Here is a 13,925-nt window from a genome sequence, read left to right on the forward strand (position 1 = left end):
TGGCTCTTTTTTTTAGGCAACCCTTTAACTATTTTGATATCTTAGAATAAAAGAACCATGAATTTTAAGCTTACTATATTCATTTGTGCATTTTAATTCTTGCTTGTGAAAGAGATGATACTAATGATGACACTCCAATAGATAACTCTAGTTTAGTAGGTGAGTGGTTGTTGACAGAATCATATGTGAGTCCCGGTGGTGTTACGGATTGGATAGATGTGAAGGAAGGGTATCGTTACTTCTTCGATGAATTTGGTGGTTATAAAAGAACAGATTTTGATGAAAACCTACTAGATTCAGGGGTATACGAAATTACAGAAGAAGAGTTGTATTTATATTTTATGACCCAAGGCGAAAGAGATACCTTAGGATATAACGCGGATTTCAATACAAGTAAACGCAGACTAACACTATCGCCCTCTTACCCAAGTGTTTGTATAGACTTAAAAAAGAGTAGAACGTTACTTGTTTAACGGACTAATTATTTTTACGTCTTGAAATGCGATAGCTCCGCGAACAATACCGGTAATTACATCTCTTAGAGCTTCGGTAATCTGAACTTTAAGTTCTTTTTTGTGGTAGATGAGACTTACTTCACGTGCCGGTGATGGATCCTTAAAGTATTTCAAATTTTTCTTTTTAACATCGTCAAGTTCCAAGGTATTTAAATAGGGAAGTAGTGTCATGCCTAACCCTTCGTTAGAAAGGTTTATCAGGGTCTCAAAACTTCCACTTTGCAAGCTGAAATGATTACTGCCAATTTTTGGTGCCTTACAAAGGTTTAAAACCCCTTCTCTAAAGCAGTGTCCATCTTGTAGTAATAGAATATCTTCAATGTCTAAATCATCTGGGATAAGCTGCGTGCTGTTTCCTAAACGGTGTGCTTTAGGTACATAGCCAACAAAAGGTTCGTAATATAATGGCCTTTCTGTAATAAAATCAACTTCTAACGGAGTTGCTGCTATAGCCGCATCAATGTGACCATCTTCAATATTTTGAATTAAACTTTCTGTATTCTGCTCTTTTATTATGAGGTTTACCTTCGGATATTTTTGGATAAAATTTTTGAGGAACATGGGTAATAAAGTAGGCATTATAGTAGGGATGATACCTAAAATATAATCTCCTCCAATATATCCTTTTTCCTGTTCTACAATATCTTTAATACGTGCCGCCTCGTTTACAATATTTTTTGCTTGAGCAACAATTTTTTCACCTACTTCGGTAATGGTGATTGGTTTTTTACTACGGTCAAACAATAGTATGTCTAATTCGTCTTCAAGTTTTTGAACCTGCATGCTTAGCGTAGGCTGTGTTACAAAACTTTTCTCGGCAGCGAGTGTAAAATTCTTATATTCAGCAACGGCAAGTACGTATTGTAATTGGGTAATGGTCATGTATAATGTATAAGATTATAAAATTACTAAAAACCATTATTATAACCTATCCAGATGGGGTATTCAGAAGTTAATTTACCATTAAAATCTAAGGGTTGATTTCATATCTTCTTGCTAAATAGAGTACTTAACGTCTTTAAATGTAGGTGCATCTATAGGCATAGACTTACCGCTCATGACGTAATCTTCTTTTGACATACCGTTAATTTCAAAATCCATACGTTGATTGTCATTGATCATGAAGTTTTGAAAATGCAAATTCACCTGATTGTAGGTTTTCAAAAGTTAAGATCAACTCTACTACTTCAGTTTTATTATTGCTAGATTGGAGTCCTTCTGCTTTCATAAAGGTGTTTTTATTATGCAAAGAACTTAATAGGTGTCCTTCACTATTTACTAGGTTTTTGAAAACTGCCTTTAAGATAATGCCATCTTTCTTTTGTGCGTTTATGGTCATTGCAAATTCAGTAAAAATGACTTTTTCATTTTATAAGGTTTTAAGATAAATTGATATTACAAGGATCCCTTTTTGAATACGCTTTTTTAATAAGTGATCAACTTAACTATAGCTATTAGTTACTGAGTTGTAAAAGGGGAATGATAGTTTGTTATAGTATATTATTTTGGACACGGTCTACTGTAATTATTTCTTTTGGTAATAAAATGATTGCGCTTAATTTTAATTGGTCCAAAAATATAACAGAAGTCATAAGCAAAAAGGTCTAAAATAAGATACCTAAATAGAGAAACCTTTTTTACTAACATTTAACAAAAGGAGGTATACCGTTACTGACGCAATTATAATCATTTAGATAATAGATTTCATGTACCTATCCTAAACAGCAATAGGAAATTTGGTAAAAAAACAAAAGGTCACCTGATTAGATGATAGAAAGTTAAAAGTCAAATAAAAATGGGTAGACATAAACAACAAATAATATTACTAGGTCTTACAATTTATTGTTGAGATGAGAAGTTTGATCTATTTTATCTTGATACTTTCAATTTCTAGGGTAAAATCTTCTTCTACACCATTTTTAATAATAATGGCTATTTGAGCCAAGTAATCACCGTGGTAATTAGGTAGTTTTAATTCATCGCCCCTAAAAACGGCTTCCATTTCCTTAAAAGGAATTTCTATAGTTTCCCATTTTTTAGAGGATTTAAAATCATAGCTATAGGTGTGTCTTTGGTGTTCACCAGACTTACAACGGAAAGCATATTTTTTTCCGTCCCCTTTTATTTTAATAACAAATTTAGAAAAAGATCCTACTGGCATCCGTTCTAAATCATGCCTTATTAAACAAAAACCACCATTATTTTTTAAGGAAATATGTCCGCTAAAAACACCATTTCCATCAGGATTAATTTGAATGAGTCCCATAGATAAACCGCCCATAACATCATCATTGACTACCTGCCATTGTTTTGGGTTAGACTTGTTGTTGAATTCAAATATGGATTTTGAGTCATTCATTGTCATGAGTTTTTATATAGACTTTAACAGTTGTAAAATTAAAGGGGAAGAGAATAGCTTATATACGTTAAACACAATTATTTTAGCTTGTTTGCAAGGTTGTTAGGGTAAATGTTTTTTCATCTCGGCTGCTACCGCTTTTTCATAAGCACCTTGTTTTTCTAACTCAGCTATAATTTTTGGATGGTCATGACTTCTCCCTTGAGATAGTTTATTTACAGCTTGTATATCATTGATTTCAATTTCAAAACCTATGATACCGGTTACCTGCCTCATTGTCTTTTTAGACATCTTATCTAATGAAATAGGATGTTCAGATTGTTGCTCATATTTATTTACAAGTGCATGTAATGATCTCAATAATTCATCTGAAGTCTGAATTTTTACCGTGCCATACACATGAACAGCAATATAGTTCCAGGTAGGTACTTCTTCTTGTTCATACCAAGAAGAAGAAATATAACTATGCGGACCATTGAAAATGCAAAGAACTTCATCGCCATCTATAAGATTTTTACTTTGCAAATTCGCCTTTGCAATATGACCGATAAGGACATTTTTATTTGCCGTGTTCTTACTCAATTCTAAAGGAATATGAGTACCCCAGGGTTTGCCATCAATGGCATTGATTAGAATGCCAAAACTATTGTTTTTTAAAAAGTCGTGAATTTCTTCAATATCATTGTTTTTATAGTGTTCAGGTATAAACATAGTCTGTAATTTAATGGGTTGTTGTAAAGGTATTATAGTAATTGTTTTTAGAACCAATAATTTAATGTTATGTACTACCTAAATTATAGGGTTCTTATTATCTTGTATATAAATTTAAAACAAGAATATGCCCTTTATAACAAATTCTAAAGCAAAAGAACAAGTAGATATTTTCTATGAAGATTACGGAAGCGGACAACCGGTAATATTAATTCACGGCTGGCCCTTAAGTAGAAAGTCTTGGGAACAACAAGTTTGGAAAATAGTAGAAGAAGGCTACCGTTGTATATCATATGACCGTAGAGGTTTTGGAACATCTTCTTCTCCATGGGACAGTTATGATTATTCAGCCCTAGCTAGCGATCTAAATACGCTAATTGAAGAATTAGATTTAAAAAATGCCGTAATAGTAGGTTTTTCTATGGGAGGAGGAGAAGTAGTTCGTTATTTAACGGATTATGGTTCCACTAGGATTGCGAAAGTGGCATTGATCAGTTCTATAATTCCTTTAGTAAAGCAAAAGCCGGATAACCCTGCGGGAGTTCCAGAGGATGCTTTAGATGGTATTATTGGCGCATTACAAAAAGATAGAGCGGGCTTTTTGAAAGAGTTTAGCAAAGGCTTTTACAATTTTAAGGAAAATGAAGGGGAAAGAATAAGTCAAGCCCAGTTAGATTATGATTTTACCATTGCTTCATTTGCATCGCCAAGGGCAACAATACAAACTGCTTTAGCATGGATGCATACAGATTTTAGACCAGAGCTTAAAAATGTGACCGTACCTACGTTAATTGTTCATGGCGATGCAGATGCTACTGTACCTATTGAAACTTCTGCTAAACAAGCAGCAGAAGGTATTGAAGATAATATCTTTAAAATAATTAAGGGAGCACCACACGGACTCAATGTTACACACCCAGACGAGTTGAATGAACTATTAATTTCTTTTTTAAAGAAATAATACAAGTTAACGTTTAAAATAAAAAATCCCGATTGTGTAAACAACCGGGATTTTTTTATGAGTTCTAATTGAGATGGCAAGCTTCTATTTTTCTACTGCCAACGTTGCCAAAACTGGTAAGTGGTCAGAAATATGTTTGTTGTTTTCCATTCTATCATCAATATGTAAGTACTCTATAACTCTAAAGTTTTCAACAAATATGTAATCAATACGATTGGTTAATATGCGCGAATGGTCAAAACCACTAAACGTTCCTGTAGGACCATAAAAGGTTTTCTGAGTAATTGCTTGTCCATCAGACAAAGCTTTTTGTAAAAATTGAATAGGCTTTTCTGTAGGGTTTAGATTCAAGTCTCCCATGAATACTACCGGAAGATCATGCGTATTTATTTCCTTGATTTTAGAAACGATCAACTCGGCAGACTTTTCACGGGCTACAGTTCCAATATGATCAAAATGTGTGTTGAAAACCAAAAATTGTTTTTTAGTTGCTACGTCTTTAAACAACCCGTAAGTACAAATACGTTCCATTGCAGCATCCCACCCAACGGATATTTTATTAGGCGTTTCTGAAAGCCAAAAAGTTTCACTCTGTAAAAGAGTATACTTTTTAGCATTATACAAAATAGGGGAGTACTCACCTTTTTCTTTCCCATCATCACGCCCTACACCAATATATCTATAGTCAGAAAGTTGTTCGTCTAAATACGTTAGCTGATGGTGTAGCACCTCTTGCATGCCAATTATTCCAGGGTTATAATATGCTAAAAGATCAACCATGGCAGCTTTACGATCGTTCCAATTGTTTATGGTATCATTTGCATTATCATACTTTATATTATAGCTAATAACTTTTATTTCTTGCCCATACAGGTGGGACATAGCGGTAGATAAAATCAGTATAAATAGGATTTTTTTCATATTATTCGGCATTTTTATATTTTTCAAACCAGGCTAGAACACTGGCAATTTTAGCTACTAAATTACTAGGTCTGTTGGCAATACCATGTCCTGCACCGGGTATACGTACCATAGCTGTTTCTACACCTTCCAATTTTAAAGCGGTATAGAATTGCTCAGATTCCGCAATGGGGGTTCTATAATCTTCTTCACCTGTAAGCAGCATTGTTGGTGTGGCCACATTGGCAACATACATTAACGGAGAACGTCTAAAATAGTTTTCTTGATCTTCCCAGGGTTTCTTGCCAAACCAATATTTAGAGAAGAAAGCGGCACCATCGGCATAAAGTACAAAGCTTGTCCAATTAATAACCGGCTTGGCAACAACGGCAGCTTTAAAACGGTCAGTTTTGCCAACGATCCACGCTGTTAATACTCCGCCACCACTACCACCGGTAACATACAAATTATCGGTATCTACATACCCTTTTTCAATAACGGCATCAACACCGCTCATAAGATCTTCATAATCGTGATTAGGGTAATCATGGTGAATTAAATTCCCAAATTCCGCCCCGTAACTAGTACTACCACGTGGATTACTGTAAAGTACCACATAACCTGCCGCTGCATATGCTTGAATTTCGGCGCTGTATACAGAACCGTAGCTTGTAAACGGTCCGCCATGAATTTCAAGAATAAACGGATATTTTTTATTCGGGTCAAAGTTTGGCGGTGTCACCACCCAACCTTGTATTTTTTGTTGATCATAGGAAGACTCCCACCAAATCTCTTCGGTCTTCCCTAAATCCCTAAAAGAGAAAAGATCATCATTTACAAACGTCAATCTTTTGGAACTTTTTCTATCCGCAACACCTAGATCAGACGGGTGTTCGGTATTTCCTAAAGTATAGGCAAATTTTGAATTGCTGGAAACCGTGAAATCACCGGCGTTATACGGTCTTCCCAAGGATAAGCCTCCAAGACCTTCAACAAGGGTAGTTACCTTACCATCTAAGGTAATATGACCTATTTTTGTAGCACCTTCCGTATCATACTGAAAATAAAGGCCCTTGCCGTCATTTGCCCATTGTGCATTGGCAATATCCCTATCAAAACTTTCCGAAAGTAATTTAGAATTGCTTCCATCGGTATTCATTACATAAAGATTGGTGATCTGATAGCCCTGTAATTTATCATCGTTACCAGTGTATGCAATCATCTTACCATCAGGAGATACCTTTGGTGAACTATCAGGACCATATCTAGAAGTTAAAGCAGAAACCTTAGTAGTTGCAATATCCAAGGCATACACTTCGCTGTTTGCAGGTTCAAAAGCCTCATCAGGATTAAAATTTGCGGAGAAATATAACGTTTTATCATTTTTTGCCCAAACAGGAGCACCATGGTCAAACTTTGTTGTTGTTAATTGTTTAGGTGTGCCACCATCAATTGATAATGTGAAAATTTGGTCATGTCCGCCTTTAATATATCCTTGTCCGTCACCCCTGTAATTTAGTTTGTCAATATAGGTTGGCGGTGTATTCCATTTTGCGCCTTCTGGCTTTGTGGGCAGTTTCACAATAGATTCTTCTGCTTCGGGCACAAACATGGTAAAAGCCAAGTAACGATCGTCATGAGACCAACTTACTGCACCGGGAGTTTTTGGTGTATTGGTCAATGGAGCAATTTCCTTGGTATCCATCCACATGAGGTATAATTTCATTTTATCATCCGTTTGGTTAGATTTAAAAATGATTTTCTTACCGTCATGAGACCAACGAGGATAGTAGTCGTTCTGGTTGCCAGTAGTTAAAGGTCTGTTTTGTGAACCATCATAATTTACCATCCAAAGATTAGATAAATTTCTATCGGTCATGATATCCTTAAAATTACGAACGTAGATAATTTTGCTTCCATCAGGAGAAATTTGTGGGTCAGAGACATACTCCATATTAAAAATATCCGTCAGCTCAAGATTTGAAGAAACCTGTGCATTTACAGATACCGTAAACAATAAGAGAAATAGTGTTGTGGTAATAATTTTCATAGTGTTGCATTTGGTTTGAAAATGATGCAATGAAGATAGCGAATTACTTAAAAAAATGAACTTCTTGAATGGAGAATTGAGGAAGTATTAACATTCCGTTTTTTAATCCTTTTGTATTTTCACAGCATGGAAGAAAAAGGTTATTTACATCAAATTCATCCTGTGCTTCCTGTTTGGGACGTTATAGAGGCCTTGGATTTTTATGTAAACCGATTAGGGTTTAGAATTGCCTTTGCAGATGATGCTAAAAATCCTAAATATGCAGGTATTTTAAGGGATGATGTGGAAATTCATTTACAGTGGCACGATAAAAAAATGTGGGATGCAGATATAGATAGACCCATGTTACGTATGGTCTCACAGAATATTGAAGCCTTATATGATGAATTTTCTAAGGTAGAGGTTTTTCATGCCCATACGCTACTACGAGAAACAGCTTGGGGTACCCGGGAATTTGCATTTTATGATCCTTTTAAAAACGGATTGACATTTTACAGGGATGTTTCTGGTGCTTAGATTTATTAATTTTAGTAAACTACCTAAGGTCAGGTTTGCAAAATATGGAATAGAAAATTTTATTTAGATTTCGACGCAATTGTCATAACATTATAGCTCTATTATCGAGTAAATTAAAATATAGAAATGAAAGTATTATTTATTGGAGGAACAGGAAATATAAGTACACCAAGTAGTAGGTTGGCCGTGGCTAAAGGAATGGATCTGTATTTACTGAATAGGGGAAAAGCAAAAGTGGAGATTGATGGCGCTCACAGTATCATTGGAGATATCAACAAACCGGAAGAACTTACAGAGCTGAAAAAACATGATTGGGATGTTGTGGTAAACTGGATAGCTTTTACTCCCAATGATATAGAACGAGATATTGATCTGTTCAAAGGTAAGACCAAGCAATATATTTTCATCAGTTCTGCATCTTGTTACCAGACCCCATTGAGTTATCCGGTGATTACGGAATCTACGCCGTTGCATAATAACCTGTGGGATTACTCTCAAGGTAAAATACAGTGTGAAGACCGGTTACAAAAAGCATATCGTGAAGAGGGGTTCCCAATTACTATTGTTCGCCCGTCGTTAACTTATGATACCGTATTACCAATAGCTATTGGAGGATTTAATAAATATAATACCGCAAAGCGAATATTGGATGGAAAAGAAATTATAATACATGGTGATGGAACATCGCTTTGGACCGTGACACATTCCGATGATTTTGCAAAAGGGTTTGTGGGTCTTTTAGGATTACAAACCGCTATTGGCCATGCTTTTCATATTACATCAGATGAGGTATTGACCTGGAATATGATCTATAAAATCCTAGCGGATGCGCTAGGGAAGGAAGCAAAAGTAGTACATATTGCATCGGACTTTATATGTAAGATAGAGCCGTCGTTTACCGGTACTTTATTAGCGGATAAAGCTGAAAGTGTATTATTTGATAACACCAAGATAAAAACCTTTGTACCAGGTTTCAAAGCCACTATTCCGTTCTCGGAAGGTATAAAAAGAACCGTGAAGTGGTTAAAAGATAACCCTGAACATCAAAATATAGATGAAGAAACCGAGGCTAAGATTGAGAATGTTTTAAAGGTTTATAAAGGGTTGTAGCATTGGGGTTAAGTTTTTAGAGTAATTCACATTCCGTCTTCCCCACCCCTTAATCCCCTCCAAGGAGGGGAGGTTTGCGTTTTTGATTTCGAACTAGAAGTGCCTTTAAATCTAGGGTTACAATGTCCATTCTGTGAATATTTTAAAATGTCAGCAGGAGCTATTCCCCTCCCAATAGGGGCTAGGGGTGGTTTTTTGTTTATAAACTAAAGGCTAGTTTTTAATAGGTGATGCTTCAGGAACTATTTCATACAGAACGTTTGCTGCAGCTTCATAGGTATCACCTTTCACCCAAAACGGTGTTTTGGGGTCATTGGCTATTAGTCTACCAGAGAGGACATAGCCTTGGTAAAATTTCAATAGGTATTCATAATCCAAACTATCTGCCTCATCACCGGGTTGGTGGTAATATTTGTTTATTTCATCATTAAAAGCATCAAAACCAGTAGAATAAGTAGGCGCAGGAACACCCTTGCTTGCAAAGCTTACATTGTCGCTACGATCAAATAGGCCTTGTTCAGGAGCAGGATCATCAATAGCTTCTAGTCCAAAAGTAGCAGCACCAGCTACAATATGTTTTTGTGCAGTTGTTCTATTTAATCCTATTACAGTTGCCAATTTGGTATTGTTATACCCGCCACCATCGGTATTGAAACCAAATACAATTTGCTTGAGTGGAAATACAGGATGTTCCACATAATATTGACTACCTAATAAACCTTTTTCCTCACCCGTAAAAAAAATGAATAGTGCTGACCGTTTTGTAGGAAACCTTCCAATATTCTCAGCCATACTTAAAACAGCTGTAGTGCCTATGGCATTGTCTCGTGCACCATTATAAATACTATCACCTACAGCGTCAGGTTTACCAATACCTACATGGTCATAATGCGCAGAATACATAATATACTCTTCTTTTAACTTTTGATCGGTACCTTCTAGAACACCGACTACATTTTGCGTTACTAGGTTTTTTTCTTTTATTCCATCAGTTTCTATGGTATATGATAGCTTTGGATCATTGAACGCATTAACTTTATTTGTTGCGGAATTTACCCAAAGATGCATAAAATCTGGTTTTGGATTTTGTTCATCTTTAGTATCTGGTACCTTAACACTTTCTTCCATGAAATGAGAAACCCTAGCCCACCAATCTTCTTCAAATAAAGTCATCTCTATTAACCCTATAGCACCGTTTTTAATTGCTAATAGTTGTTTTTCTTTATGAGCATTATAAATTGCTCTAGCATCTGACGCTTCTGCAGTGCCTCCTTTTACTATAATCAGTTTTCCATTGACATCTTTTCCTTTGTAATCTTCTACATTGCCAAAATTAAGATAAAGGGCTTCTCCGGAAAGTTCAACCGCTTTTGCTTCCACAGCAAGGGTATGTGGATAGTTTTCTCCATTTATAGAAACCTTAAGCATTTTAGGTGCGGTGGTTTGTATTAAATTAAATTTCTGATAGTAAGAATTAGTGGCAGGATGCGGTTTTATGCCATAGCTGCGTAAGGTATTAGCAAGATAGGATGCGGCAATTTTTAATTCTGGAGATCCCGTAGCACGACCTTTTAAGGCATCATCGGCCAAAAAATAGATATGTCCTTCAATTTCATTTTTATCAACGGTCATCTCAGCTTTTTCAGAATCTGTCTGAGCAATAACGAAAGTGTTCCAGCATAAAGTTATAAGCAGTAGAAAAGGTTTCATAGTTTTCATTTTAATAGTAAGTACTCATGTTAATTTTAAATAGTTCATATCAATGTTTTTAGTAGTGCATGCTTATAGTAATATGATTCTAAGTATTCCATGATAAACCGCTGTTAATAGCAGTTACATAAGACTAATAGCCAAAAACGTAAGGATCTAATTGTTATAAACTTCAATAACTTGTTTTTCCCTTTTTTTGGTTGGTTTCATGCATTAATTGCTAATTAATTTGAAATAAAACAACTGATCTTAATTTTTTACATGTGTTTATTTTTTTAACCAAATGCAAAACAAATACGGGCTACATATTTTAAAGGAGATTAGCAACATATTGTAAATCAGAAAAATAAAAGGGGATTTTACATCCTTAAAGTACATAAATAACTGTTAGGTCGCTAACAGTTATTTATATATTTATAGTTTTTTAGAATTATCAATTAAGATAACAATGAATTCTAAAGGCTTTTTATTCTTGTTTATGAACTTCTAATTCTATTTCAATAAGAAACTCTGGCATTGCCAATTCTTTGACACCTAGCCATGATCCTGTAGGAAAATGTTTGGTGTAAATTTCATTTCTATAAGCTGCGGTTTCTATAAACTTAGGCATGTCTGTTGTAAAAATATTTTCAACCACAACATCATCAAAAGAACAACCAAAGTGCTTTAGAATTTGGTCTAAATCAGCATAACAGTTAACCATCTGTTGTTCAAAATTGCCAACTCCGGTAGGGTTACCATCAGCATCCATACTAACGGCACCAGAAATTTTTATAATGTTACCGATTTTGACAGCATGTGTATATCCATATATGTTTTCAACTTCAGGGCGTAATTGATAATATTCAGGAGTTACAGGTTTAATTTCTTCAATTTCCATATCTTCTACTATTTCTTGTTCTTTAGGTTGTTGATGACAAGAAAGAAACGTAAGAATTACAAAAAGAGGCAGTTTGGCTTGTTTCATTAGGTTTGAATAACTCATGTCTTTTGTGATTTAAAAAATTATTTATTTGCAGCGTCTGCCAGTTGCTTGGTGTCTACAAATTGTTGAAAAGCTATTATTTTACCATCTTTTAACGTCCAAAAATGTGCTACTTGTGCGTCTATCAAAGCACCATTGTCTTTTCGTTTAGCATCATACCTCAATGTGGCAAGTACTTTGTCATCGTACATTACATGAAGTTTTATATTTTTTAAATTAAAATATTCATGTTCTTCTGCCAATTTTGCGAAAACACCATTTAAAATTGCATCTGGACCAATGTAAGGGTTACCACTTGCCAAGGCATTCCCCTCAGCTTCATGCCATATAATTTTTTCATCCATTGTACTTAAAATAGAGGGGATATCTCCTGTAGAAAAACCATTATAGAGTTTTTCTATAATATTTACATTAAGATTAAATACTTTGTTTTTCATTTCATATTATGATTAAATAGGTTAAAAAATAGCAGTAGGTTAAACTGGTTGATTTCAAATACCTTAAGAGACTAATTTCTGTTTGGTGAGCCTATTTTTAGGTAATTATTTTTCGAGCAACGTTCTATTGAAGTAAATTATCTCTGATGAAATTTTACCTTCTTCGTTAAAATCATCATTAATGTGCATAGGAATCACAATCTCTTTTTTATCGGATTTCCGAATTAAATGAAAATTCCACCACGATAGTACGGATCTACCATTTCCCATTTCATATTCTAAATAATCTGGGTAACCTATCATTTCAATGCTGGTAATATTGAAATTATCTAAAAATTCTTGTCTACTTTTCTTTTCTAAGGCTAGTGTATTGGGTTCATTAAGGTCATCGTTTATATTATAAAAAACGGCATCATCTACATAGAAGCTCATGGCTTTGCTTAGTTCCTTATTCTCAAAAGCATATACAGCTTTACGAACGGTGTTGATATTGTCATGATGGTTATAAATGGTACCATTGCTTCGGTTAGAAAAACTTTGTGCCATTTCATTGAATATACCTTCGTTAAAATAATTGATGACTGTCTTAATTTTGTTTTCTTTGGTCACTACAAATAATCGGTGAACGGGAGATGAGAACTTAACACCTGTAACTTTGTGTACTCCTTTTAATAGTTCCCAGGTTTGCACCCATATTTCACCATTTTCATTGTCTTCTTTATATTCGATCGCATCTGGGTATGCCCCGGGAAAATCTGATATAGAGAAGTAATCCAACTCATTAAACCATCTATAAGCATTAGTAATAAACTTTGCTTTTTTGGTTCCTTTATCATTTAAATTGGTGGAGAGTCCGTTATACGCTTTGAAATCACTTGTTAAAAAACTGGCGAGTTTGGTGGTATCGCCTTTAACATATGCCTGGGTAAAATCATTTATAACATCAATAGCAGAATGTTCAATAAAAATAGTTCCATTTTTCTTTTGAGCATAGATGGTAACAGTTGTTGTAAGTACGAGTAATAATAGTAGTTTTTTCATTTTTTTTAGTTTAGATGTTCAATAATTATTTTTAAAAAAAAGTGGCAGACTTAAAACTTTACCTAACAGACGGGCTGTTTTCAAAAACACTATATTTTGATAGCTGTTAGATGTAATTTAAATTTCTCTTGAAACATGCCTGCCTACTTTAATGGTTATTAAAAGGAGGTGATGTGGTTTATTTTAGGTTTTATTGTTCAGTAGAATAATTTATGCTGTGGGGAGTGTATGTACTATGCTTAAAACTTGCAAGACCATAGGTCCAATAAGCTATTTGTTGGCTGGTTTTAATGGGTACAAGTTCCTTTTTGGCTGTGTAGATTGTTCTCTTTTTGTCTAACGTTTTATATAGACAAACAGCATTTGTATTTTCAAGAGCTGTTAGATACTTGTGTAAAATAACTTTTGCCATTGCCCCGTTGTTAAAATTGAGCGAGGTTTTGGTGGTTTGAGCCTTACCAACTATTACTCCAAATATCATAATTGCAAATAAGGAAGTAATTTTAAATCGTTTCATAATTCAGCGATTTTAAATGAATACTACTTTTTGAAATGTTAGGTGGAGAACATTACCTTAAAGAAATCTATATATTGTGCATACTGCAATTGATTTAGGACGGGTAAGACGGT

Annotated in this window: 16 protein-coding genes; 4 read left to right on the forward strand and 12 right to left on the reverse strand. The window is 34.6% G+C overall.

Features of this window, described 5'->3' with window-relative positions; all coding sequences use genetic code 11:
* Positions 1-83 precede the first annotated feature (83 nt).
* Positions 84-473 carry a hypothetical protein gene (locus BW936_RS16810; RefSeq protein WP_076550486.1) on the forward strand — a complete coding sequence of 130 codons (390 nt, stop codon included), beginning with the start codon at positions 84-86 and terminating at the stop codon, positions 471-473.
* Here BW936_RS16810 and BW936_RS16815 read toward each other — a convergent pair.
* From BW936_RS16815 to BW936_RS16830, 5 genes are all read right to left on the reverse strand, one after another.
* Entirely contained in the window at positions 462-1,397 is a 936-nt protein-coding gene (locus BW936_RS16815) for a LysR substrate-binding domain-containing protein (RefSeq protein ID WP_076550487.1), read from the reverse strand. The two genes, BW936_RS16810 and BW936_RS16815, sit on opposite strands and share 12 nt — an antisense overlap.
* Before the next feature lie 114 nt (positions 1,398-1,511).
* Positions 1,512-1,637, reverse strand: coding sequence for a DUF2141 domain-containing protein (locus BW936_RS20070; RefSeq protein ID WP_143744207.1), 126 nt, complete (start codon positions 1,635-1,637; stop codon positions 1,512-1,514).
* Positions 1,627-1,854: a DUF2141 domain-containing protein gene (locus BW936_RS16820; protein ID WP_076550488.1), complete on the reverse strand. Its 228-nt coding sequence runs from the start codon at positions 1,852-1,854 to the stop codon at positions 1,627-1,629. Before BW936_RS16820 ends, BW936_RS20070 begins: the two co-directional genes overlap by 11 nt.
* A 525-nt stretch (positions 1,855-2,379) precedes the next feature.
* Positions 2,380-2,874, reverse strand: coding sequence for a CIA30 family protein (locus tag BW936_RS16825; RefSeq protein WP_076550489.1), 495 nt, complete (start codon positions 2,872-2,874; stop codon positions 2,380-2,382).
* A gap of 102 nt (positions 2,875-2,976) precedes the next feature.
* A complete protein-coding gene (locus BW936_RS16830) occupies positions 2,977-3,585 on the reverse strand; it encodes an FMN-binding negative transcriptional regulator (protein ID WP_076550491.1) in 609 nt (202 codons plus the stop codon).
* A 127-nt stretch (positions 3,586-3,712) separates the two neighbouring features.
* Between BW936_RS16830 and BW936_RS16835 the strand changes: the two genes are divergently transcribed.
* A complete protein-coding gene (locus BW936_RS16835; protein WP_076550493.1) occupies positions 3,713-4,546 on the forward strand; it encodes an alpha/beta fold hydrolase in 834 nt (277 codons plus the stop codon).
* Between the two features lie 84 nt (positions 4,547-4,630).
* Here the strand turns inward: BW936_RS16835 and BW936_RS16840 are convergent, their stop codons facing one another.
* Positions 4,631-5,467 carry an endonuclease/exonuclease/phosphatase family protein gene (locus BW936_RS16840; protein ID WP_076550588.1) on the reverse strand — a complete coding sequence of 279 codons (837 nt, stop codon included), beginning with the start codon at positions 5,465-5,467 and terminating at the stop codon, positions 4,631-4,633.
* Between the two features lies 1 nt (position 5,468).
* A complete protein-coding gene (locus BW936_RS16845) occupies positions 5,469-7,496 on the reverse strand; it encodes a S9 family peptidase (protein WP_076550495.1) in 2,028 nt (675 codons plus the stop codon).
* Between the two features lie 126 nt (positions 7,497-7,622).
* On the opposite strand from BW936_RS16845, the gene BW936_RS16850 reads away from it, so the two are divergent.
* Both BW936_RS16850 and BW936_RS16855 read left to right on the forward strand, forming a co-directional pair.
* The gene (locus tag BW936_RS16850) at positions 7,623-8,012 is read left to right on the forward strand and encodes a glyoxalase superfamily protein (protein WP_076550497.1); all 390 of its coding nucleotides are present in this window, start codon (positions 7,623-7,625) and stop codon (positions 8,010-8,012) included.
* 126 nt (positions 8,013-8,138) lie between these two features.
* Positions 8,139-9,122: an SDR family oxidoreductase gene (locus BW936_RS16855; protein WP_076550502.1), complete on the forward strand. Its 984-nt coding sequence runs from the start codon at positions 8,139-8,141 to the stop codon at positions 9,120-9,122.
* A 213-nt stretch (positions 9,123-9,335) separates the two neighbouring features.
* Here BW936_RS16855 and BW936_RS16860 read toward each other — a convergent pair whose 3' ends face one another.
* The 5 genes from BW936_RS16860 to BW936_RS16880 all read right to left on the reverse strand — a co-directional run bounded on the left by BW936_RS16860 (position 9,336) and on the right by BW936_RS16880 (position 13,812).
* Positions 9,336-10,832: a M28 family peptidase gene (locus BW936_RS16860; protein ID WP_076550590.1), complete on the reverse strand. Its 1,497-nt coding sequence runs from the start codon at positions 10,830-10,832 to the stop codon at positions 9,336-9,338.
* A gap of 466 nt (positions 10,833-11,298) precedes the next feature.
* The gene (locus BW936_RS16865; RefSeq protein ID WP_143744210.1) at positions 11,299-11,712 is read right to left on the reverse strand and encodes a RidA family protein; all 414 of its coding nucleotides are present in this window, start codon (positions 11,710-11,712) and stop codon (positions 11,299-11,301) included.
* Positions 11,713-11,837: 125 nt separating this feature from the next.
* On the reverse strand, positions 11,838-12,254 hold the full coding sequence (locus BW936_RS16870; protein ID WP_076550511.1) for a nuclear transport factor 2 family protein: 417 nt from the start codon (positions 12,252-12,254) through the stop codon (positions 11,838-11,840).
* Positions 12,255-12,359: 105 nt separating this feature from the next.
* Positions 12,360-13,295, reverse strand: coding sequence for a hypothetical protein (locus tag BW936_RS16875; protein WP_076550514.1), 936 nt, complete (start codon positions 13,293-13,295; stop codon positions 12,360-12,362).
* 190 nt (positions 13,296-13,485) lie between these two features.
* Positions 13,486-13,812, reverse strand: coding sequence for a hypothetical protein (locus BW936_RS16880; RefSeq protein ID WP_143744208.1), 327 nt, complete (start codon positions 13,810-13,812; stop codon positions 13,486-13,488).
* Positions 13,813-13,925: the final 113 nt, after the last annotated feature.

This window comes from Maribacter ulvicola (genome assembly GCF_900155985.1).
Lineage (GTDB): Bacteria > Bacteroidota > Bacteroidia > Flavobacteriales > Flavobacteriaceae > Maribacter > Maribacter ulvicola.